The organism is Okeania sp. SIO2C2, assembly GCF_010692625.1.
GTDB lineage: Bacteria > Cyanobacteriota > Cyanobacteriia > Cyanobacteriales > Microcoleaceae > Okeania > Okeania hirsuta.
The window spans coordinates 1-25,847 of record NZ_JAAHGM010000084.1 but is presented as its reverse complement, the minus strand read 5'-3'; the positions used below and the strand labels follow the sequence as shown (position 1 = coordinate 25,847).

The 25,847-nt window shown below is 37.6% G+C and carries 11 protein-coding genes and 1 pseudogene; 8 read left to right on the top strand and 4 right to left on the bottom strand.

The window, feature by feature from the left end; genetic code table 11:
• Positions 1-182: 182 nt before the first annotated feature.
• Positions 183-8,303, bottom strand: a complete 8,121-nt coding sequence (locus tag F6K18_RS32605) for a LamG-like jellyroll fold domain-containing protein (protein WP_287527140.1) — start codon at positions 8,301-8,303, stop codon at positions 183-185.
• A gap of 485 nt (positions 8,304-8,788) precedes the next feature.
• On the opposite strand from F6K18_RS32605, the gene F6K18_RS32600 reads away from it, so the two are divergent.
• The 3 genes from F6K18_RS32600 to F6K18_RS32590 all read left to right on the top strand — a co-directional run bounded on the left by F6K18_RS32600 (position 8,789) and on the right by F6K18_RS32590 (position 13,524).
• Positions 8,789-9,643: a DUF547 domain-containing protein gene (locus F6K18_RS32600; protein WP_287527139.1), complete on the top strand. Its 855-nt coding sequence runs from the start codon at positions 8,789-8,791 to the stop codon at positions 9,641-9,643.
• 600 nt (positions 9,644-10,243) lie between these two features.
• On the top strand, positions 10,244-10,996 hold the full coding sequence (locus F6K18_RS32595) for a glycosyltransferase family 2 protein (protein ID WP_287527137.1): 753 nt from the start codon (positions 10,244-10,246) through the stop codon (positions 10,994-10,996).
• A gap of 674 nt (positions 10,997-11,670) precedes the next feature.
• Positions 11,671-13,524, top strand: coding sequence for a hypothetical protein (locus F6K18_RS32590; RefSeq protein WP_287527136.1), 1,854 nt, complete (start codon positions 11,671-11,673; stop codon positions 13,522-13,524).
• 221 nt (positions 13,525-13,745) lie between these two features.
• Here the strand turns inward: F6K18_RS32590 and F6K18_RS32585 are convergent, their stop codons facing one another.
• A complete protein-coding gene (locus F6K18_RS32585) occupies positions 13,746-14,108 on the bottom strand; it encodes a phage holin family protein (RefSeq protein WP_287527135.1) in 363 nt (120 codons plus the stop codon).
• Between the two features lie 1,585 nt (positions 14,109-15,693).
• Between F6K18_RS32585 and F6K18_RS32580 the strand changes: the two genes are divergently transcribed.
• From F6K18_RS32580 to F6K18_RS32560, 5 genes are all read left to right on the top strand, one after another.
• A complete protein-coding gene (locus tag F6K18_RS32580; protein WP_287527134.1) occupies positions 15,694-17,532 on the top strand; it encodes an NAD(P)H-quinone oxidoreductase subunit F in 1,839 nt (612 codons plus the stop codon).
• Positions 17,533-18,359: 827 nt separating this feature from the next.
• The gene (locus F6K18_RS32575) at positions 18,360-19,907 is read left to right on the top strand and encodes an NADH-quinone oxidoreductase subunit M (RefSeq protein WP_287527133.1); all 1,548 of its coding nucleotides are present in this window, start codon (positions 18,360-18,362) and stop codon (positions 19,905-19,907) included.
• A 1,004-nt stretch (positions 19,908-20,911) separates the two neighbouring features.
• A complete protein-coding gene (locus tag F6K18_RS32570) occupies positions 20,912-22,195 on the top strand; it encodes a CO2 hydration protein (RefSeq protein ID WP_287527132.1) in 1,284 nt (427 codons plus the stop codon).
• Between the two features lie 335 nt (positions 22,196-22,530).
• Positions 22,531-23,091, top strand: a complete 561-nt coding sequence (locus F6K18_RS32565) for a hypothetical protein (RefSeq protein WP_287527130.1) — start codon at positions 22,531-22,533, stop codon at positions 23,089-23,091.
• Positions 23,092-23,597: 506 nt separating this feature from the next.
• Positions 23,598-24,002: a carbonic anhydrase gene (locus tag F6K18_RS32560; RefSeq protein ID WP_287527129.1), complete on the top strand. Its 405-nt coding sequence runs from the start codon at positions 23,598-23,600 to the stop codon at positions 24,000-24,002.
• Positions 24,003-24,919: 917 nt separating this feature from the next.
• On the opposite strand, the gene F6K18_RS32555 is transcribed toward F6K18_RS32560, so the two are convergent.
• On the bottom strand, positions 24,920-25,042 hold the full coding sequence (locus F6K18_RS32555; RefSeq protein WP_287527128.1) for a hypothetical protein: 123 nt from the start codon (positions 25,040-25,042) through the stop codon (positions 24,920-24,922).
• 623 nt (positions 25,043-25,665) lie between these two features.
• Positions 25,666-25,847, bottom strand: a pseudogene (locus F6K18_RS32550) (transposase); the annotation flags it as partial.

Here is a 25,847-nt window from a genome sequence, read left to right as displayed (position 1 = left end):
CCTATGATTTTCAGGATGATAAATAATTTCAAAAACAAAGATAATTCCAGTATGAATTCGGTCTTTAAATCTTAATTTCAGTAGTTAGTGTAAATATTACGCTAACTTTTTTTGTCCAAAGTCCAATCCTTTTAGGGAGAGGTAATTATCAATTATCCATTATCAATTATCCATTATTGAACTTACATCTTAGCGCTATAAGTAACTTCAATCACCACATCATCAATGAGTTTCAGCATTTCTTTCTGAGGAAAATGACGGCGTTTTTCCCCTATGGCTTTGACAACTGTAGGGAAGGATAAATGCCAAGTTGAGTCAACTCCTGTTCCTTGGAAGGGTTTGAGACGACCTTTCGGTAATTTTACCTTGGAAGAGTCAGTCTGCCATCCCCCTAAAACTATACTTTGATAAGCATAGGGATTAAAGATAGAGTGGTTAGCATCTTTGTGACGGCTATAGTAGAGTCGGCTATCAATTTGAGTTAACCGACCGCAACAAGACCATCGTTGATTTTCCAAAGCGGGAATGGAAACCCGAATACTTTGAATTTTTCGGCCATAAAGAGTCGGATCGTCTTCCTCAAATAACTCCTCTTTGAGACAAAATATGGTTTGACCACGAGACTGGAGAGATGCTAGAGAAGATGGGTCAAGTTCTTGGAGTGAAATTTCTTTGAGTAGGCTAGTCTCAGGCTGCATGAGACTCCAATAAGCATAATCCATCCGTTCTAAATCTAACCAGAGAGCTTGACCACAAAGTAATCCTTTGGTCTTTTGATCCCAATGAGAGCCAATAAAAGTAGCTGCGGGATCGTTAGTCTCGATTCGGAATGCGGTTTCAGCCATCTTAGCAAACTTGACAGTAACATCGTAGGTGGAACGGTAGAGATTGGTTATATGGCCGACATACCAATCATAGAATTGACTATTGGTAAAGCGACTTTGGTGAAATTGTACTAAGTATTTAGATTTTTCACGCTCTGACTCAAGCTGTCGGAGTATTTCTTGTTCCTTTCTTAGTTCACTGCTATCAGATATATCGAAGTCAATCTCTTTGATTTTCTCCACCAGCACATCATACTCAATTTTAGCTTCATCCTGACGACGCATATATTCTCCGGCCTGTTGGAAAAGGTCCATCATCTCCTCATAAAATTTGCAGGTGAAGTCGGTAACATCTTTCGTAGCCTCAGCAAAACCTGCCATGTCCTGTCCCCCAACAGCCAAACCATAAATGTTTGGTATTAAGGAAAGACCTCCACCAGCGATTGCAGCCCCAGCATAAACACCGTGGAGAGCAGTTAGGGCTGTGGACATACCATAACTTGTGGCTTCCAGTTCATTCATAAACTCACCAGCCAACTTTTTCCGTCCGTCATGCTCTACTTGAAGAACATTCCTGGCATATTCTAAAGCTTCATAGGATACTTCAACCATTGTAACTGCTTCTTCTTGAGCCTTAATCTTGAATTGAAACAAATCGTACTCATTCTGTTGCTTAATTTCTTGGAGTAGCCGATCGTCTCGTTTTTCCAAAGCTTTTTGCAGCAGTCGAGTAAAGCTGGTCAGTTGCTTAGTGTAATCTTTAGCTCTAGCCAGAATCTCATCGAAAGTATAAGGTAGAGCCATTTGAGCAAAGCTCTGAGCTGCAGTGGCAGGCACTCCTGATAAAGCTGCCATTTGCAGACTTTGGGGGTCAATAGGAGGAGCTAACAGAGGAATATTCAAAGGTTCACCGTCGATAGAGAGCCAATGACGCAAATTGTGTAATCTTTCCTCAATAGTGTCATAAAGTGCCAGTAGTTCCTCATTGGTAGGGTCTCGAAAATCCGCTTCAGTCACTTCTCCCAAGGTAGGATTTTCCCAGTCGCTAGCAGTCAGAATCTCCAAGGTTTCCCTAAATTCTTCTTGGTAATTATTTTTGGCGACAACATACCACATTTTGGCTTCTTGCAAAGTTTCTTGGGTTTCCTGACGATAAGAGTCATCTCCTTGAGAAAGTAAATTTTCGATAGAGTGACGGATAGTGGCGTGTTGATAGTGAATGGGGTTTCTGACGGCTTCTTCATCTGGGTCAGTGATACTGGAAAAGCTATTGTTGACCTCATCAGTGATTAAGGGACGCACCCCCCAAGGATTTCCTGTGCTAGAAGGATCATAAATACAACGGAGCCAACGCTTGGCTTGGTCGTAGTCCCCGTTGTCAGCATACTTAGAGGCCAGGAGTGCGGGAATGTGATAGAAGACTTCCCAGCCATAAAGCCCCATTGGTCCATCAAAATCAAATTTGTTCTTGGGTTTTGGGTGTAGGATTGGATTTAATTCGCCATTAGCGTCAGCTAAGTCTACGAAATTGTCAACCCCAGTTTCAGGATAGGATTGATGGTCTAAAGAAAACAGAGGTAGGACTCCAGCAGGTAGTGGTAAAAGTTCAGGAACGTTGCGTAATGCTGGTGAGACTAGGTGAAAAATATGTGTAGAACCTTCGTGTGTTGTGTCTTTAGAGACCAGATACGCCTCTTGTTTTCGGTCTCCTGATTCTTCAAGGTACATATAATCAGTGACACTTTCTGTTAGTTGATAATAAATTAATGGATTTGCGTAAGTCTGATAATAACCAGTATCTTCAACACCCATACCTCCTTGACATATAAAATCGAAACAAACCATTACCTTAATTTCAACCATGACCTCATATTCGATATTAATGACAAAAAACACGCCAGAATCTACTACATGATTTCTATAATGGTGATAAGTATAGTTTTCTCTTTCTGTGAAACTGATCTCACCATCTTTTTGGTCTTTGAGTATGCCATTAAAAAAAACTTTGTATTTAAGATTCGAGACTGAAGTATCTTGTGAGAACGACGAGCCATAGTCAAATGCAATTTCATGCCTTGAAAGCTCTATTTTTAGCTCATCAGTGTCATCTAAGATTGAATAATTCAGTATAAATGGATAATCCACCTCCTCAAATCGATCCTCCCTGATGATCAAGTCTATCATACTGCCGCCAGCGAAAATGAAATTTTCCTTTACCACATATATCTGGTTTTGTGAGGGTGAAATCACCGCTTGAGCTTCATCCGTAGCATAGATACTTTGAGTTCCTATGTACCCACTGAGTTCAGGAACGGTAGGAATAGTTCGAGTGGTATTATCAATAATTGCCTTCGTTTGAGTTATTTCAAACAGATACTTGTGTTCCCCAGGCGTAGTAAAAAACAAGCTAATCTTACCCTCTTGGAAATTCGCTTGGTAAAGAGTCGGCACGACACCTTCGTCAACAGTTAGGTCTACATCATCGGATATATCTGGTGTCAAAGGTTCTCCAAAACTCCCATCCACTCCTTGTCTGAGATACCGAGGAATCAGATGATATGTCGTCTCTGTTCCATCATCACTACGCCGTTCCTCTAGCTCTATCCACATCAGGAATAAGCGATTCCAGGCATAAGCAGGGTTAATCCCAAAAACTGTCTGATGAGTAGCAGGTAAATCAATCTTTTTCCATTCTCCCCACTGGGCAGCTTGACGGCTTGCTACTTTCAACAACTCTACATCTAATCGCATCTGACGATAGTAGTAAGTCATTTCAGTCCAAGCTGCTTTGGCTGTAAACCAGTAGTTAACAGTATCACCCAGAGGACTGTATTCTCGCACTTGACAAAACCCAGTCGGTATCAGTTCCGTTAGACGCTGTAGCTCTTGCATATAACTATACAAAGCTGTCTCAATCATGGTTTCATCCAGATGTCCCTGAGAGAGATTTTGTTCAAATGTTTTAAATATCTCGGTTTTGTCGTAGCGCAGTTCCGGTTCGATGTAGCTGGAAGGATAAAGTTTAAGTTTCTCATTAGCTTCCCAGACTCGATACTGTTGAGCTGTTTCCCATTCTTTTCTGAAAGCATCTTTATCAACAAAAGTACCTGATTCTACTCCCTCCAGCATCCGATGAATATACAACTGCACCGTAGAATTAGCTTCCACAATACGGCTCGTGGGCACTGCTGATGTAACGTTGACATCCAGAAGTAGGTAACTATAGAGGTCTTCGGTATTTTTAATCTTGTGTCTCAACTCTGGATCTGGCAGGATGACATAACAGAAGTACGCTGCTACTAAAGCATCACGGATTTTTTCGTTGAGAGCATTTTCAGCTAAGGTGGCTAAATTTTCATCGCTAGAGCGAGCTAGTCCTCCTAATATTACTGCTGCTGCTGCTGCATTATCTGTACCATCGTTGACTCCCTCTTGAGTTAGAGTTATTAACTCTGTGGCACTAATAGACAAGTCTCGACACAGTTGAATCTGCCTTGATAAGGCTTCTACCTGTTGCACTGTCTTCATGTCTGCTCCAGTCGCATTGTCTCGCAGCACCTGGATTTCATTTGGGTTAAAGTCGAGCAATACTGCTAATAATTCGTTAACCTGATTACTGTTAATTTCTGGTACCCAATGGGTGATAAAGTAGGCTAACCACATATCTTCGCTAGCTTCAGCATTTTGGAGTTGTTTGAACCGTTCTAAATAATAAACCTGCTGAAGATTTAGAGGAGTAGTCATGCCTGTTACTAACCATTCAGGGTAATTACACAGCATTTCTACTGTGTTGGCAGTGAAGGACAATTTACTTGTGAGTTGTAGGTGTCGTCCCAGATTATACAGCAGTTGCAACTGTTCTGATTCTGATTCAGTTCCTGATAGTAGGGTACTCAAAGCTGTATAGACGTCAGTGTCTATCCAACTCAATACTGGAGCTACAATTTCGGAATTTTCACTTTCGGCTATTTTGATGACTTGCTCAAATAGGACTTTTTCTTGGTTAGACTGGGTTTCGGCTAAAAAGTCTATCAGTTGGGTTTTGAGTTCTTCATTGATATCAATGTCTACACCTGCGGTGGTGAGAATTTGTGTGACTGCTATTTCTATATCATCTTTGGTAACAGATAGGACTAAACCTAAATTGTCGAGGATATTTTTGCCTTGGAGTTGAACCAACCAATCTTCTATCTCAATCATTACTGGTGGTTCTCCTATCCATTTGCGGTAGATAGCAAAGTCAGATTCGCTGTTGAGTAAATTGATTTCAATGGCTTTGTTCAATTCATCCAGAAAATTGCTTACCTGTTGAGTTTTTTGTAATACTGCCTCTGCTGGAGGTGTGAGTACTATTAACAAATCTGTGACAGAAAGTTCGGCAGTTTCCATCCATTGAGATAACCAGGCTAACTTTTCTAATGCTGGAATGACTGTGGTGGTGAATTCGTCTGAGCTTTTGGCTAAGGTGGTTAGTAGGTCTGAGTCTATTTTAGAGATCAACTTAATAGCACTGATAATATCCCAACCCAAAAGCACAAAGATTGTGGCTAGGCGATACAGACGAGAAAGAGTCTGTTGGTTAAGTAGAGTATTATCATCAATTTTAACTAACTCCAAAATTACATCCCATTCCTGACGATTGACTTTCAATCCTCGTCGCAGAATATCTCCCAGGGTGATGTTGTTATGTGTTAATTCTTCTAGTTCTGTTAGGAAAATTGAATTGGCGAGAACTTTTTCTGTGACGTAGGGGGCGTCTTTGCCAAATAGTTTTCGCATGAGGGTGGGTTCTTCTTGTTCTCCTACTCGCACATAGCAGTTGACTTCTCGCAAAATTCCCACAAATTCATCGACGCTCAAGTTGTATTGCTGATGCCAATATAAACAATGGGCTAAAATACTGAAGCCGTAATCGGTTACTTTTCGGTTCTCGTGTGCTGCTGCAAATGTACATAGTAATTGATCTAGCTGATGAAATCCGAATCCAGTGCGCTTGTAGAGCCTGACTAAATGATTCATCCCTGCTAGGTGAGCTGCGGATATGTAATCTCCCCCAACTTTCATTCGCAGTCGCTCGCCTTCTGCTTCCAAGCTCAAAGTTGCGTCTGCATAGAATCTTGCACCTCTTTCATTGTGTGAATAAGATGTCCCGGTTTCATCTTTGACAGCGTAATCTCGATACAGTTGACGGAATTCGTCGAAGGTGATGCTAGTAGCTTCGATGAAGGTGTCTACATATTGTAATTCTGCTTCTGTGTAGTTGGAGCCAAATATCTCTGTGAAGAGATTGCTGTTATCACTTGTATTCTGCTGGAGTTTTTCTACCTCTAATGACAACAGGTTTAAGGCATCGGTAATATGGGGAACAAGTGTGAAGTATTCTTGTGTCAGTGCATAGTCATCTTCCTGAAAACGACGAGCTATAGCGTTGACACTCATGCCCTCAATTTGCGCTAAACCTGTGCGTACTGTCGCTAATTCTTTGTTGAATGGTAGTGCTAGTGGATGTAGTTGGGTTTTGAGATAATTAAAAATATTCTCAGGGGTTAGACCAGACCCCCAAACTGGTTTGTTACTGCCTGCCAAGTTTCCATGACAAGCTCGCAGGGTTTTGTCATAAACTTGTTCTCCAAGTCCTTCATTTAACGGCCAATAATTCATTAAGCCGGATTCATTGCCTGTTAAACTAAGGTACATATCTCTCTGGGTTTCTGCTTCGCTACGAGCATAATTCCAGATGCGCATTTCCCTGATTATTCCGGGAAAATATTGTTTGCCGTAGGTTCCTATTTTAAAATCTGTAACATTGGTATTAGAGCCAACCGTATGAGTCCGTGAAACTATTTCAAATCCATCACGATAAATTGCCATTTTTTTGTCGGCGTCATTAAAGACATAAGCGTAATGATGCCAATCCTTATAGTCGTCATATTCACTGGATACGAGACTCTCATTAGAGATATGAAAATTAAGTTTCTTTCCAGAAAATCCACCTGTTACAACAGTTGACGATGTCCCACCTTCTGGACTACCGTAACTAAAAAGTCTCCTTAAATCACCAATGTCTTTCTCCGGTTTAGCCCAACACTCCACAGTATAACTTTGAGCTGAGAAAATATTCATCTTATCCTCAGTGTTGGGAACATTTACATAGGATGTCTCAACCCCTTGAAAGTGCAAAACAGGCTGAACATTCAGCAACTGACCAAGCAGCACTTCATTAACCAGTTCTAGTGTCGTAATCTCCTTGTGTAGATTCTCCTCACTTAACTCTAAATCAGCCAGGTCAGGACGACGAATATCTAAAGCCCATTTGTTTGAGGTGGGAGTGATTTGTTCCCTGGCCAAATCATAGATATGTTTTAGATAAGCTGCTGCAGATTGACTCGACTGAATTGAACCTGGTTTGGCATAGCGCACGAGTTCTTTTTCAAAACTATCGGGGAGTGTGGCTGTCACCCATTGGGGAGGACTGCTACCTTCAAGAGTACCGTTAGAGGCGCTGGAGGTGTTATCGTAGATTATTGTCCCTGTCCCTTCATTCATCGGCCAATAATTTCTTAAGCCCTCTTCGTTGCCTAGCAAGGGGTGATTCATATTCTCTTTGATTTGCTGTTGCGTACGAGCATGATTCCAAATCCGCATTTCGTATATTAGCCCGTCCCATGGTTGTGAATTGTTAGTGAGGTGGCATCCAATCCTCACATCTCCACTGGTTGCAGGTTCATTATTATCACTAACTTGTTCTATCAAATTCCCATCCCGGTAAATTTCTCTTTGACCAGAGTGATAGACAAAAGCATAGTGATGCCAATTTAGATCGATCTCAAGAGACTGAGAATCCAATGCGTTTCCCATGTAAAATCCAATTACATTTTCTGCTCTAACCAATAGACTCACTCCTGTACCACCATGTTGGGAAAAAAAGTTTCCGGCGAATTCTGAGTCTTCATTTCCTCGTTTAGCCCAACACTCCACCGTAAAGCTTGTGCCATTGATATCCAGTATATTGTCAGTGTTGGGAATAGTCACATAAGAGTTATCCCCCTGAAAGCGCAAACACGAATCCTGATTAGTGGCCAACTCACGAGCTACTGCTTGAGGTAAGACTGACGGTCGTATATGACGTAACCCTTGACTGACTGGGTTTCGGGATACTGTTACATCCCGCATTACCTGTGTGACTAATTGCTCTCGTTGGCGGGCTTTTCGATAAAAGGCAAAAGTGGGTAGATTCTCTCGAGTTACTTCACCTGTGTGTTTGGCTTTGACCTTTTCTATCAGTTCAGTCAAAGAAGGACATTTGGCTACCTCCGCAGAACTGTTAAAGCCATAACGGGCAAGTTCTTTATTGAACCCGTCTTGTTTGTTTAATGCTGACTCTATTCTCTGACGCAGAGGACGTTTGCCATTACCATTAGTTTGAGGGGTTTCTTTCTGGGAGATGGATTTAGACTTCATATCATTGTCTGATGTCATTGTCAATACCTCTAAAGTGAATATTTTTAGGGAACACCGGGCCTGAAATTTGTAGCCAATATTTATCCTAAGTAGGTAGGCGTGAATAAACATCACTATATAACGAAATGTTAAAGCACCTCATACCCAAGAGAATTGCTTCCTTCCGCTCCGCTCCACTGGCAATGACGTACTTATAAATTTTTTCACCTACCTACTTAGATAGTAAAATATCATATTTAGGTACCCTTTGAATAATTAAAATAATTAGTATAAATCTCAATTTTTAAGTCAAAATTAAGCTAAATTTCACAAGTTACTCATGCCGTTAGTTTTTCATGGATATGTAATGAAATTGGGTGCATCTCAATTTTGAATAAAGCCAAAAAATTATCGCTTTTAGGCAACAGGCAACAGGCAACAGGCAACAGGGAATAGATAGGAAAAAAGTATTTTTGCAAATATGAAATACACCCATTAAATTAATATCAATGGCAGAATAATTTATGAGATATCAACTTAAGAAGTTATTATTTTTCTTACCGCTACTTATATTTTTAGCTGGCTGTGGTGGATTAAATAGTCCGACAAATCTAGGGGAAAACAATCAAGAGACACAAGAATCTACTTCTACTTCAGCTCAACCATTTAATTATCAAGATTACAACTCAATTTTAAAAGAATATGTCAACGCAGAAGGGTTAGTTGACTACGAAAGATTAAAAGAAAATCGGCAAAAACTTGATGATTTTAATGCTGCTATTGGAGCTGTAACGCCAAGCACTTATGATTCTTGGACAGATGCAGAAAAAATTGCTTTTTTAATTAATGCTTATAACTCTTTTACTTTAGAATCTATTATTGATAATTACCCTACTAAAAGTATTAGAAGAATCCCTGGTGTTTGGAAGATTCGTAAATTTGATATTGTTGGGGAAAAGTTGACATTAGACCATATTGAACATCAGATTTTAAGGAAAGAATTTAATGAACCAGGTATTCATGTTGCCTTAGTTTGTGCTGCAATAAGTTGCCCTCCTCTGAGACGAGAAGCTTATACTGGTAATCAATTAGAACAACAATTAGATGACCAAGCTAACCAGTTTCTCATCAATAATCAAGGCTTCCGAATTGACCGTGAAAATAATGCTGTTTATTTTTCTTCAATTTTTAAATGGTTCGGTGAAGATTATAAAAAAACTTATGGTCAAGAACCAACTATTGATGGCTTGAATGAAACAGAAACGGCAATTGTAAATTATGCTCATCAATATGTAAAATCTGAGGATAAAAAGTATTTAAAACAGGGTGGTTATCAAGTTAAATATTCTGACTATGATTGGTCTTTAAATGTTCAATAATATCTAAGCTTTCAGCCGTCAGCTATCAGCTATCAGCTATTTTTTTAATGTAGTAGAAGTTATGACAATTCTCACAGTTATGACATACATTTACAATCCCCCTAAATCTCCCTGAGAAAGATAGACTTTGAAGACTCCATAAATGTTCAATAATATCTAAGCTTTCAGCCGTCAGCTATCAGCTATCAGCTATTTTTTTAATGTAGTAGAAGTTATGACAATTCCCACAGTTATGAGGTACATTTACAATCCCCCTAAATCTCCCTGAGAAAGATAGACTTTGAAGACTCCATAAATGTTCAATAATATCTAAGCTTTCAGCCGTCAGCTATCAGCTATCAGCTATTTTTTTAATGTAGTAGAAGTTATGACAATTCTCACAGTTATGACATACATTTACGACCCCCCTAAATCCCCCTGAGAAAGGGGGACTTTGAAGACTCCATCCTTAGAAAGGGGGTGGGGGGGATCTAAAACTGTACTTCATAGATTAAAGAACTGCTATAAACAAATGCTTGCTTCATTTATTAAAAAGCTGTTTGGGTAGCATTTTGCAGGAAAAGCTGACTACTTCATTTTTCAGAAAAAAAATTAAAACAAATGCTTTTAGAAAAAATATTCGTAATTATTCCTGTTTTGAATGAAGAATCTACCATTACAAATGTAATTAAATCATTACAATCTTACGGACTAAAAAATATCATAGTAGTTGATAATGGTAGCACCGATAAAAGTATAGAAAAAGCGAAAAAAGCAGGTGCAAAAGTCATCAAAGAACCCATATCAGGTTATGGTAAAGCTTGTTGGCGTGGCATCCAAAATACACCCTTAGAATGTGATTGGATTTTATTTTGTGATGGAGATGGTAGTGATGATTTAAAGCAACTACCAAATTTTTTAACTGCTACTAATAAATACGATTTAATATTAGGCGATCGCCGTGCCACAAAAGCAGGTAGGTCTGCTATGACTCCCGTACAAAATTTTGGTAATAAATTAGCTACTTTTTTAATTGGTTTAGGGTGGGAATATTGGTATCAAGATTTAGGACCTTTGCGCTTAATTCGGAAGTCTAGTTTAGAGAGAATTAGAATGCAAGACCGAGGTTTTGGTTGGACGGTAGAAATGCAAGCTAGAGCTGTAGAATGCGATTTAAAAATAACTGAAATTCCTGTTGGTTATCGTCGTCGTCAGGGTGGACGTTCAAAAATATCAGGTACTATAAAAGGTAGTTTTCAGGCTGGAACAATTATTCTGACAACTCTTGGTAAATTGTATTTAAAATCTCTGTGGAAAAATCTAGAATTGCAGAATAATACTAACAAATTATTGAGCAAGGGAGTGGGGGAGTAGGGGAGAATTCAACAATTAATAATTAATAATTAATAATTAATAATTAATAATTACCTCTTCTTGAAAATGGATAGGATTGACTAAAAGGAAAATTTTTTCTTTTTTCTCCTTTAAAGGAGAGGCATTAAACCTTAATTATTCGGTAAACATAAGACTAATTAACATAATCCTGGTTAATAATTATTAAATCAGAAGTCAGGAATTGAGAAATAGAACAGGGGAAAAAGGTAGAAATTTCCCCCATATTCACCATCTCCCTATCGGCCTATATTTTAATACCAATTTGAAAAAAGAATGTTACAAATAGTTTCAAACTTTAGATGTCGAATAATTTGTTGAAATTACTGAAGAATCAAAGTTTTGAGCTATAAAATCTTACTTTTGACTTTTGACTTTTGACTTTTGAATTCCGTTATTATTTTCTCCTGACTCATGAATTCAGCAATTCTGAGTCTTGATTTTTAATACTACACTTTGAAGTGCCGAATTGTAGATTATATATACTTGAGGCTATTTTATATCATGTCCGCTTAATAGCGTGATCAGAAACTTTCTTCTTCTGTTCCTTCTTTTTTCCTACTGACTCCTGACTTCCCCTCCTGGGAGGGGTTAGGGGTGGGTTGACTCCTGATTCCTCCGTCGTTATTTATAAGTATTCAACCGGACATGATATTATGACTATATTTTCTGTAAGTTATACTAAGAAAAATCTGTCTTTATTACTAAGTTCATTTTTGATATTAGTAGGTACAATTTTCATAGTTCCCTACGGTAGTTTTCAGGAAGCTGGTATTGTCATAAAATTTTGGATTGGTATCAGCATAATGAGTTTAGGTTTTATAATTTCTTGGGCAATACCGTCAATTAATTTAGCTTGGTTTTGGAGTATAACTATTCTGACTAGACTAATATTAATTCTCATGGAACCAGGGGATGATATTTGGCGTTATTTGTGGGAAGGTTACATTCAAAATTTGGGTTTTAGTCCTTATGATTTAGCGCCAAATGCTTTAGAATTAATTCCCTATAGAACAGAGTGGTGGTCATTAATGAATCATCCTGATACTTCTGCTATTTACCCACCTTTGATTCAATTAGGGTTTCGATTTTTAGCACTAATTAGTCCGTCAGTATTTGTATTTAAGTTTGCTTTTATCTTGGCAGATTTAGGTATTTGTTGGCTATTAAGTAGAAAATTTAGCCTGCAAAAAACTTTGATTTATGCTTGGAATCCTTTAATTCTTTACTCTTTTGCTGGAGGTGGTCATTATGATAGTTGGTTTATCTTACCATTAGTGGGAGCATGGTTAGTTTTTGTTGAAGAAGGAAGAGGGAAGAAGGAAGAAGGAAGAGGGAAGAGGGAAGAGGGAAGAGGGAAGGAACAAAGTTGGAAAAAGTGGATGGGGACTCAAACTCCTGTTGAAGAAGGAAGAGGGAAGGAGGAAGAAGGAAGAAGGAAAGACCGAAGTTGGAAAAAGTGGATGGGGACTCAAACTCCTGTTAAAGAAGGAAGAGGGAAGAAGGAAGAGGGAAGAAGGAAAGACGGAAGTTGGAAAAAGTGGATGGGGACTCAAACTCCTGTTAAAGAAGGAAGAGGGAAGAAGGAAGAGGGAAGAAGGAAAGACGGAAGTTGGAAAAAGTGGATGGGGACTCAAACTCTAATCAATTGTCAACATCCTGTAGATGGCGGGGTATTAAACTCAAAAGAACAAGATAATTATCGTTGGTATTGGAGTGCTTTTTTAATTGGTATAAGTGTGGCAATAAAATGGGTATCTTTACCAATTTTATCTTTTGTGGTTTGGCAGAAAATATTATGTTTTAGGGAACAGGGAACAGGGAATAGGGAACAGAAAATAATCAAAATTAATATGCTTCATAGCGCTGAAAAACCAGATAAACAGGATGATAATTTTCATAGTAATTTGCAACTTGATGAAGTACATAAAACTAGGTTTTCGAGGTTTAAATTAGACAACAACACATTAAGTTACCTTCTCTATCAAGTGCAGCAAGCAGGTTTTTTATTATTAATTGGTTTATTACCAATGTGTGTTGCAGCTCTTAATTTTTGTGAACCTGGAAAATGTTCTCTCATTCCTACCAGTTCAAATTTTGTTGTTAATGGTCGTAGTGCTGAATTAATTCCTTATTTAGTGAGCTTTGTTTCGGAACAATCTACAAAATTTAACTGGATTTATGGAATTCCTCTTTGTTTAGGAGTGGGAATTTTAATCTGGAATTGTCATAAATTTGTTTATTTTGCTGAATGGTATTTTTTCTTGTTATTAACTTTATCTCCCATAGTTCATGCTTGGTATTTTGCTTGGTTCATTCCTTTTGCTGTAGCAACTAGAAATTTAGGGATAAGATGGGTGAGTTTATCAGGATTTATTTACTTTGTTTTGCCATATAGACAAACTTTAGGAGATAATAATTGGCTTTTAACTCCAATGGAAAGATACTGGTTATGGTTGCCTTTAATAGTAGGATTTATTTGGAGTAAGTGGAAAGATAAAAAAATATAGCAGGGAACAGGGAATAGGTAAGCATTCAGCTATCAGCAATTAGCTTTCAGCTTTTTTTTACGAATTAAGTCAAACACCCATTCGTTCTTTGCTGTAAATATATTTAGAGATATAACAGTAGAAGGAAAAGGAACGGAAAGATCGAGAAGCTCTAAAACTCAGATAACGTAAGATTTTTCCTTCTTCCTCCTTCCTTCTTCCTTCTTCCTTCTGATTACTGATTAAATATCTTCAGATGCTTCCGATTTATTAACAAATCCTCCAATAAAACTAGAAACAAAAGATAATACAATTGCCCCCAAAACAGCAGGCCAAAAACCATCAACTTCTAAACCAGGAGTAAAGTATCCTGCTAATGATAGAGAAATTCCATTTACTACTAATAAAAACAACCCTAAAGTTAAAATTGTCAGAGGCAAAGTTAATATTGTTAAAACTGGTTTCACAAAGGCATTTACTAACCCCAAAACAATTGCTGCAACTGCTGCTGCTGGAATACTATCAACTCTTACACCTGGTACAACAAAAGCTGTAATTAAAAGTGATAAAGTTGCCATTAACCAAGTTAGGAAAAAACTAACCATAGCTATTTTTTTAACCTCCTCTTAATTGCAATTAAATTATTTCGTCTAATTATAAATTATATAGATATTTATCAATTTTAACCATTGACTTTGATCAAAATAGCAAGTTTTAGGATAGTCAGGCACAGTTTTAAGACTAATCCATAATTTTGATTCACTTCTTATTCCCTAAAAGTATAAAACGGTAGTGGTGCATTGTAATGGTATAGACAGTGGGAGCATCTTGCTCCTGTTTTCAGTCAAGGATGGGGCAGGTTGATCTAAATTTAATATTGTAATGGTATAGACAGTGGGAGCATCTTGCTCCCGTTTTCAGTCACAGATGGGGTGGGTTGATCTAAATTTAATATTGTCAGAACTTACGCAAAGGCACTATTTATAGAGTGTAAGTACTATTGGACAATAGTCTTGAACGCTATATATAGCGTATCTCCGTAAGTCCTAATTGTAATGGTATAGACAGTGGGAGCATCTTGCTCCCGTTTTCAGTCAAGGATGGGGCGGGTTGATCTAAATTTAATATTGTCAGAACTTACGCAAAGGCACTATTTATAGAGTGTAAGTACTATTGGACAATAGCCTTGAACTCTATATATAGCGTATCTCCGTAAGTCCTAATTGTAATGGTATAGACAGTGGGAGCATCTTGCTCCCGTTTTCAGTCAAGGATGGGGCGGGTTGATCTAAATTTAATATTGTCAGAACTTACGCAAAGGCACTATCTATAGAGTGTAAGTACTATTGGACAATAGTCTTGAACGCTATATATAGCGTATCTCCGTAAGTCCTAATTGTAATGGTATAGACAGTGGGAGCATCTTGCTCCCGTTTTCAGTCAAGGATGGGGCGGGTTGATCTAAATTTAATATTGTCAGAACTTACGCAAAGGCACTATTTATAGAGTGTAAGTACTATTGGAAAATAGTAGTGAGCGCTATATATAGCGTATCTACGTAAGTCCTAATTGTAATGGTATAGACAGTGGGAGCATCTTGCTCCCGTTTTCAGTCACAGATGAGGCGGGTTGATCTAAATTTAATATTGTCAGAACTTACGCAAAAGCACTATTTATAGAGTGTAAGTACTATTGGAAAATAGTAGTGAGCGCTATATATAGCGTATCTACGTAAGTCCTAATTGTAATGGTATAGACAGGAGCATCTTGCTCCCGTTTTCAATCAGAGATGCGACGGGTTGATCTAAATTTTATGTTGAGCAATTAATTTAATGTAGAACCCGCCCCTACCCGATGCCACATTTTAAACGAAAACTGCTGCAGATCAAATTAAGGCGTTGCTGAATTGAAGTATGAATGCGTGATTGTTTGGTTCTGCTCAAGCCCCCTAAATCCCCCAAAATTGGGGGACTTTTAGAGTTTTATTCCCCCCAAAATTGGGGGGAAAGGGGGGCAAAATCATACCCAGAATTAGTAACGCCCAAATTAAGCTGCCATAATCTACACATAAACAATTCAAATTATTGCTCAAAAAAAAATATTAATATTTGTATCGAAATTAATATAAAATTAACTATTAATTAAATAAAGTAGCAAGTTATTTATCAAAATCTCGCAAAAATAAAAATAATGCTATCAAATGACTTTCTAGAAACAGTATGGTTAATACCTTGCTATGCCATCATCGGCGCAGTTTTAGCCATACCCTGGTCTCCCGGAATTATTAAACGTACCGGGCCCAGACCAGCAGGTTATATCAATCTGATTATGACCTTCATCGCTTTCTTACATGGCTTAATCGCTCTATCAGTAGCTTGGAATCAACCAACTCAAGAATTATTAATACCTTGGCTAGATGTGGCAGGGCTAAATATCAGTATTTCTGTAGAAATATCTACTCTCACTATTGGGGCGACTATATTAATTACTGGTCTCAATCTTCTGAGCCAAATTTACGCGATCGCCTATATGGAAATGGATTGGGGATGGGCACGTTTCTACTCCTTACTGGCATTGTTTGAAGCTGGAATGTGTGCCTTAGTTTTGTGCAACTCTCTATTCTGGAGTTACATAATTCTAGAAATTCTCACTCTTGGCACATATCTATTAGTGGGGTTGTGGTTTAGTCAACCATTAGTAGTTACTGGAGCAAGAGACGCCTTCCTGACAAAACGGGTGGGAGACTTATTTTTGCTCATGGGAGTAGTTGCTTTATTACCTCTAGCAGGAACTTGGAATTATACGGAGTTAGCTGAGTGGGCAAAAACTGCAAACATCGCTCCTACAACTGCTACCCTATTAAGTCTTACTTTAATTGCCGGACCTCTGGGTAAATGCGCTCAGTTTCCCCTACATCTGTGGTTAGATGAAGCAATGGAAGGACCAGTGCCAAGTACTATTTTACGGAACTCAGTGGTGGTATCGGTCGGAGCGTGGGTGTTGATTAAAGTGCAACCTGTTTTAGCTTTATCCCCTGTTGCTGCTACAGTAATGATTGGAGTGGGAGTATTTACAGCGGTTTGTGCTTCTTTAATTGCTATTGCCCAAATTGATATTAAGCGATCGCTTTCTTATTCGGTCAGTACTTACATGGGTTTGGTATTTATCGCTGTGGGAACTGGTCAAGACAAAACTGCTTTGATGTTGTTATTTACCTACGCTTGTGCGATGGCGTTATTGGTAATGAGTACGGGTGGGGTAATTTTAAACTGTGTTAGTCAAGACCTGACTCAATATGGTGGTTTATGGTCTCGTCGCCCAATTACGGGAATTTCTTATTTAGTTGGTGCTGCTGGTTTAGTTGGTTTACCTCCCTTGGGTAGTTTCTGGGTACTGTTGCAAATGACAGATTATTTGTGGAATAGTCAACCTTGGTTAGTAGGTGTGTTGTTGTTGGTGAATGGGTTCACTGCTTTTAGTATTATTCGGGAGTTTGGTTTAATTTTTGGCGGTCAACCGAAGCAAATGACTGAGCGATCGCCTGAAGGTTTATGGTCTTTGGTTTTGCCAATGACTATTTTGGCTGGTTTTACGTTGCACATTCCTCTATTGTTGGCACAATGGGAATTATTGCCGGATATCGCGACTATTAATAAAACTGTTGCTGGTTTATTATTGTTATCTAGCGTGCTTGGTTTTGGTATTGGTGGGTTAATTTATCTAAATGATAAGTGGGAGAAACCAATTAAATTTCCTTTCTCAGCAATACAAGACTTTTTTGCCTACGATTTTTACACTGCAAAACTGTATAGAATTACTATTGTTTTTGTGGTGGGTTTAGTATCAAGAATTATTTCTTGGGTTGACCGATATCTTGTGGATGGTGTAGTTAATTTTGTGGGTTTAGCGACTGTGTTTGGCGGTCAAGGTTTGAAATATAATGTTTCTGGTCAATCTCAGTTTTATGTATTGACAATTTTGATTGGTATGACTCTATTATTAAGTTGGTTAGTAGTAGGTTTATTTTAGAAATTAGGGAGTAGGGATTCAATAATTGATAATTGATAATGGATAATTGATAATTACCTCTCCCTCAAACCGATAGGATTGAATAAAAGGAAAATATTTTCTTGTTTCTCCTCATTAGGAGAGGATTTTTACCTTAATTATTCGGTAAGGAGTAGAAAAGAAGAAAAAGAACTCTATCTTAGTAACTTGAGAAAGGTTATATTCTGATTAATTATCTGTACATCATAGTCAAAAATAACTGTAATGCTTGCCTTGAATTTATGAATAATCTGTAGATGATACTGAAAAATTACCTGTTGGTTGTAGTAGACTAAAATTTTGAGATGTTGAATCTAATCTGATTTAATAGTCAGTTAATTTACAGGAAAAAGTCTCAATCAATTATTTAGGTAAATCATCCATAAATGACACTCAAAAATGGCGTTGCATAAATGCGGAATGCGGGTTTTAATAGTTTTGTGGAATGGGCATCTTGCCCGTTCCTGATATTTTTTAGTAGGCAGGATACCCACCCCACTTATATTCATCCCGCTCCTCAGTAATGACCAAAAATAACTCTGGCACTTGGCTAATATTTGGTAAATATTTAAGCAGATAATGAACCTGATTTAGCAGTCACTTACAGCATCAGCTCCAAAACTACTGTAAAAATCTATGTCGTGCCAGGCTATTATTTTGGTTAGTTTTACTCTATGATTAAGCTGGTAAATAGTAAATTGTTATGAGGCCAAAATTTCAATCATACCCATGAATAATTCTCACATCAAAATCAAAAATCTATGTCGTACTAAACTAAAATTTAATTAACAGACAAATAACAAAAAATAATGCTCAGTGTTTTAATTATTATCCCAATTTTAGGGGCAGCTTTAGTCGGATTTTTTCCCGGAAAAGTTACCGATGAAAAATTACGAAAAATTACCTTAGCAATTGCCCTATCTCTAATAGCTTGGACTGTAGAAATTGCCATTAAATTTAACCTAAATAATCCAGGTTTACAATTTCAAGAACATTTTACCTGGATTCCCCAATTAGGTTTAACCTATAATCTCGGTATAGATGGTTTATCCCTACCATTACTCGCCCTAAATTCCTTACTAACATTCATTGTAGTTTATGGATATGGTAATAATATTGATCGCCCGCGATTATACTACCCCTTAATTTTATTGGTAAATGCTGGAATAGCAGGTGCTTTTCTCTCCGCAAACCTATTATTATTCGTTCTATTTTATGAACTAGAATTAATCCCCATCTATTTATTAATAGCAATTTGGGGAAGTGAAAAACGAGGTTATGCAGCAACCAAATTTCTCATCTATACAGCAGTATCCGGAATTCTGATATTAGCAGGATTTTTAGGAATAACTTGGTTAAGCAATTCTCCCAGTTTTGATTATGACCTAATCTCAACCCAAGGACTATCACTAAAAACCCAACTCATCTTACTAACCATTCTCTTAGTAGGATTCGGTATTAAAATTCCATTAGTACCTTTACACACTTGGTTGCCAGATGCTTATGTCGAATCATCTCCCCCCGTTACCATTCTTCTAGGTGGCATATTAGCAAAATTAGGCACTTATGGACTATTGCGTTTTGGGTTAGGATTATTTCCTGAAACCTGGCAAATAGTAGCCCCCGGAATAGCGATAATTGGTACTTTTAGCGTCTTGTATGGAGCATTAGCAGCGATCGCTCAACAAGACATCAAACGGATGGTGGCCTACAGTTCAATTGGCCACATGGGTTATATTGTTGTTGCTGCTGCGGCCAATACACCTTTGAGTTTAGTGGGAGCTATTTCTCAAATGGTTGCTCACGGTTTAATTTTAGCGATTCTATTTCACCTGGTGGGTGTGGTGGAGAACAAAGTTGGTACTCGCGAATTATCTGTTTTGAATGGTTTGATGAGTCCCGTGCGTGGTTTACCTTTTACGAGCGCTTTATTAATTATGGGTGGAATGGCAAGTGCAGGTATTCCAGGAATGGTAGGTTTTGCTGCTGAGTTTCTCGTATTTCAAGGTAGTTTTTCGGTGTTTCCTATTCCTACTCTTTTGTGTATTATTGCCAGTGGTTTAACTGCTGTTTATTTTGTGATTTTGTTAAACCGTACTTGTTTCGGCAAATTAGATAATGATACAGCTTATTATCCTAAAGTTATTTGGTCTGAACGTACCCCTGCTTTAGTATTAGCAGTGGTGATTTTCTTTTTAGGAATTCAACCTACTTGGTTAGTGCGTTGGAGTGAAGCAACTTCCAATTTTTTAGTCCCTAATTCTTCTATAGAAATTCAAAAGTCAAAAGTCAAAAGTCAAAAATTAGCTAGTTTGATAAATACAGCAGATGTTAATTTCCTGGAGTACAGAAATTAGGTTTTTTTTCAGATATAAAAACTGTGTAAGAATATTTCTCAAAATTCCTACTAATATCAAGTTTGGATAATTATAATGCAGTTGGTTGGGTTAAGCGCTAGCACAACCCAACAAATATATAGCGCTGTGCGCAGGCAACAGGCAACAGGCAACAGGCAACAGGGGGAATAAAAAACCGATAATATAAGGCTTTTAGCTATTGGACAGTTCTTGTGATTTGTAAATATCCCAGCGCACATTGCTATAATTATTGTTGTTGGGTTTATCCTCCGAATAAGCTCCACTAACGCGGACTCAACCCAACCTACAAAGTGCTACAAAGTGCCAAATTTTTATGATTTCCATTTAAGCAAACATGATATAACATCTAATACCTACCACCTAAAACATCAAAAATTATGACACAAACAAAAACAAAACTTTTCCTATGAATTTGCCGAAATTAACTTCCCGTCTCGAAGTAGCTAAACCCAACAGATACAAACTAAAACTTAATGTGCGAATAATTATTTATAATACCGTAGGTTGGGTTAAGCGCTAGCGCAACCCAACAAATACAATTATTGTTGTTGGATTTATCCTCCGAATAAGCTTCAACCAAATCTACAAAGTGCTACAAAGTGCCAAATTTTTATGATTTTCATTGAAGCAAACATGATATAACACCTCACACCTAAAACCTCAAAAATTATGACACAAATAACAATAAAACATCCCCCCTTCCAACATGAATTTGCCGAAATTAATTTCCCGTCTCGAAGTAGCTAAACCCAACAGATACAAGCTAAAACTTAATATGCGAATAATTATTTATAATACCGTAGGTTGGGTTAAGCGCTAGCACAACCCAACAAATACAATTATTGTTGTTGGATTTATCCTCAGGATAAGCTCCGCTAACGCGGACTCAACCCAACCTAAAAAGTGCTACAAAGTGCCAAATTTTTATGATTTTCATTGAAGCAAACATGATATAACACCTCACACCTAAAACCTCAAAAATTATGACACAAACAACAATAAAACTTCCCCCATCCCAACATGAATTTGCCGAAATTATTCACCGCCTCGAAGCAGGTGGAGCAATGCTACCAGATACCCCAGAAAACCTAATGCAAATTATCGGCATTTATAAAGCTTATGCAGTACCAATGGATTTCTATTGGCGCGACTTACTTTATATTGCCGAACGAGTATTTTTAAACCCCTTACCCTTCTTTAAATACTTCCTGCCAAAAGAATATTTAGAACTTCATAATCACTATGCAGGTGATGATGCAAACTTAAGAGTTTGGCGCGGAGAAGCAACAGCTCATCCAGAACTTTTAGCATTTATTGAAAAGGGAGAAAGTGGCAAAAAATCAAAATTATTACATCATTTATGGCATGACAGAATTAATATGGAATTTGCCGAAGCTTGTATGCGGGCAATGTTTTGGCATCGGGAAATGGGAGGTAAATTTGATCCTTATTTAGATACTCCTGAATATAAGGCTGCAGCGGATCAAGCAATTAAAGCTTATTTTCAAGGAAATCCTGTAATGTTAGGTCTGTATAAACTATTCCCAGAAATGTTTATCGAACAGGTCAGACAACTTTCTTATTACAGTAACCTTGGTTTATTTTGGGAAGTAATGGCTGCTGTTTTTTTTGAAATGTTTGATTTATATAACGAAGGGAAATTAACCAGCGTTCCAGAAGCAATGAATTTCCTAGTAAATGGAATTTTTGCTGTAGCAGATCGCCCGATTTATCATCATGTTTATATTCGTGGTGAGTTACATGAGATTATTCCCAAATCTTGTGGTTTTACTTGGTTATTTGAAGCTGCTTTACCTTATGTAGAAGCTGTGTTTTATCGCACTGCACCTTTCCGTGGCACAAAGTCTTATAATGCTCAGGCAAAACAAGTACCAGAAAATCAAAAAGACTTTCATTATGGCATTCTTTATGCAGATGTTTTTCCAGTGGGAAATGCTGGTATTCCTCCCACATTATTAATGCAGGATATGCTGCATTTTTTACCATCATTTTTAGTTGATTATTACAAACAATATTGTCGGGGTGAAGATGATATGTTGATTCAGTTAGGAGTTACTTTTCAACGTTCAATGTATTGTGTAACTTCCGCAGTTATTCAAGCATTAAGACAGGCAACATTACATCCTTTAGATGACCCAGACCTAGAACATTTAAAAGCAAATCGTGCATTTTTTGAAGCACAACTAGATAGGTTTAAGCGTCCAGAAGCTCGGTTGCGAGATATTCAGCGCCAAGATTATCGTTAATATAATTAGGGTTTGCGCTTCACTAGTCTTTTAGTAGGGGTAGGAGACAGGAGACAACCCACCCCTAACCCCTCCGGTGGAGGGGAAGACAGGAGACAGGAGAAATGGGAATGAGTGAGGAGGTAGGAGCTAAGTTTTGTCCCAAGATTTTTCTGCCCAACTATGCGCCTAAAATGCGCTCCTTTTTGAGCGTTAAACCTTAAATTTCCTTGGCCAATTATCTAGAAATGATGAACAATTTCAGCAACTTTCTCAAGAAAATTATCTGTACTCCTTGTAGCCTTGTAGGCGGAAATAGGTTAACCTATTAACGCCTAGTCCTATAAAAGAAAAAGATGACCATGAAACCAAATTTCTTTGCACTTTTAATCGTATCTGCAGTAACCACAATGGCTGGTTGCACGAACACTCAATCTACGCCAACAGTACAATCTGCACCATGCGAAAATCCTGTAACAGAAAACGATGTTCTAGCTGCACAGCAAAGCTGGGGCGAAGCCATTGTCGCCATTGGCAAGGCAGAAAACCCAGAAGCAGAAGCACAAAGTACTCTTGATAAGCTTTATGGTTATGATCTTGGTACGGTTTTGTTCAAACCAACACTGGCCAGCAATGAGCCATTCAGAGGTACAGAGAAAGAGGCTTTGTCTTATTTTGTCAGTGGGAGCATCAGCGAAGATAAAGGTTTTGCTCTTGCGCCCTATAACAATGTGCGCTTTGAGAATGAAGGAATTATTACCCACTGCGATACAGCTACCTCGATGGGTGAGTATTTTTTCACCAAAACAGACGGTAGCGAGATCAAGGTAGAATACACTTTTGGTTATGTTCGTGATGAAAACGGTGATCTGAAAATCAATCTACACCATTCATCTCTGCCGTATCAAGTGAAATAAGGGCGATCGGTAGTAACGGTCGATGGATGGGAATCCCGCGCATAGGGTGTGTCAGGATGATGTCAAGGGTAGAAAATTAACTCCAACTGCTTTGGCTGCTGATATTGCTTCACAAGCTTTCTGTCAATGTCAATTCCATGTAAGATTTTGATAGCATTTACTACTTCGGGATACTGTACCAAAACGGCGTAAATAGAAGGTTGGCATTATATACTGCAGCGAGTCAGAGAAAGGCTCTGAAACCCTTATGATTCCCTAACCCTTATGATTCCCTTCCGTTATTGTTTGAAATATAGCGCTGTGCGCAGGCAACAGGCAATATGCAACAGGCAACAGGAGTAATAAAAACCCGTTTGCGCAAGCATTCCATAGGAATCACATAAGACTTTTAGCTATTGGACAGTTCCTGTAATTTGTAAATATGCCAGCGCACATTGCTATAACTTTCAGACCATAAAAAAGTAAGATAGCTCTAACCCATATAAATCAATACTTTTAAGCTTTAATTGCCCCTGGTTGCACGAACCTTTGAACTACGCCTAGTTCGAGAAGCCGGAAATATTGTGACTCCAGAAGAAATGGGTATTATAGAATACGGTACTTTTGTATTAGGTTCAAAAGTGTTAATGGTACTAGGGCATGAAAATTGTGGGGCAGTAAAAGCAACAATGGATGGTAAACCTGTTCCAGGTCAAATTGGCAGTATAATTTCTGCTATTAAACCTGCTGTAGAAATTGCTAAAGGTAGAGATGGATATTCTGTAGAAAGTGCTGTTAAAGCTAATGTAATGGAACAAATAAAAATTATCAATCTTTCTCCAGTGATTACCCAGTTAGTTCAGGAAAACAAATTAAAAACTGTAGGTGGTTATTACGATCTAGACGAAGGAAAAGTATATTTGATTAGTTAAAAGACATAGAAAAATCTGCATTACTTTCATTTGCCTGTGTTTTCTGTTTCTTAACAAAGTGAGAGTAATAAAATGTCCTGTCCTTAATTACTTTTTTTCAACATACATTTGTATAAAATGTTTGCTTTCTCAAATTCAAGAGAAGTAATGTTATACTTATAGTAATTCTGCAATATTATCGTTAATAACTTTGAAAAAGGATACTAAATCAGCATCGTTTTTTTAGTTGAGCTGTATTTCCGATTTGATTATTTATGAGATGATAAATTTACTCTTTTTCCTCTCTCAGTTAGATATTTTTGAAGATGCTCCTCTGATGTGACCCAAGCCTTTAAGTTTGCATCCCAACAAAACTTTATTTTATTCCTAATTCTCAGAGTATGAATCCTCTGAAAAGATACTCCTAGAAGTCTAGCTACATTAGTTTGAGTCAATTTATCTTTCATAGTTGATAGGTTAGTTTATATTGCGATGTTTTTGAATAAATCTAAAAGTTACATCTATAAATAATGACCTATTCAGGTATTGTAGATGTTCTAATATCATCATAAATAGTAAAAACCAATGGTTCAACAGCAGTCTTACTGAACTTTAATGATTTTTATATGTATTCAAAAATTATATCTACCCTAGAGAATTTACTCAAATACTACACTAAAATACCCAGTTAAGCTTTTTCTGTCATATTTTTTTGTCTGATTTTCTAGTTACTCATGCTAGTATCGGGACTTTGATATTTTTTAGGTTAAAAATAGCTTCAAACTCAACGGTAGCAAGGAAAATAAGTTGCTCTAGCTAAAAATGGCTCAAAACTAGATAGGGCTTACTGATTAAATCTAAAAGCATTGACAGATAAAGGTTTTAACATTTTTTAGTTAGAAAAAGTCCAAGCTTTTAGGTCGTAATGGTTCAAAAAATTAGCATTTTCGGCCAGAGTTGGGCAGAAAAATCAAGGGAAAATTCTTACTCCTACTTCCTCGCTCCCGACCCTTTTCTCCTGTCTCCTGTCTCCAGTATAGCTGTCTCCTACCCTCACCCATAAGACTTTTTCAGCAAACCCTAGATATATCAAGGAAGAGGCTATTTTGACGTTAAAGCATTATACAGCAAGGGTTTAAAACTATTTTTAAACCATTTTTTGCTAAAGTCCTGGTATTGAACTATAGCGCTGTGCGCAGGGAACAGGCAACACTTAACTGGGAACAGGGGGAATAAATTGCCGATCATATAAGACTTCTAGCTCTTTTGCCCCTACTACAATTTGTAAATATACCAGCGCTCATTGCTATAATACCAATTCCTACTTATGAAAGAAAATTATAATTTTTTCCTGCTCTCTTGAAGTAAAAAATAGTATATTTTGCTTCTTGAAATCTTTAATCAGAATAGAAGCTAATCCATGGTTTCAAAGAGTAGATATAGCAGAAGGAAGAAGAAATAAGGAAGGCTTTAGTTATCTAGGAGAGAAAAGAAGGAAAAATTTTCGTTGTCTGAGCTTTAAGCTTTTGATATGTCCTAAGCTTTCCTGAGACTGCTATATTTCGGAAAAATACCTGTATTAAGTCGCAAACTACTGTCAGATGTCCAATAGTCTAATAATATTTGCTATACATCCTTCTTTCCTACTATAGTCATTCTGAATAAGACTGGGACAGTAAGAAGCACAATAATCTCGAATAATATCATCAATGGATTTATCTTTTCCTTCGTACATTCTTTTCTTCTTTAATGCACCAAAGTCATGCTCTATATCATTTAAATCAGGAGAGTATTTAGGGAGAAATATAACTTCATGTCCTTGGTCATTGACTAATTCCCTAATCACCGTTTTTCTGTGAATTGGTG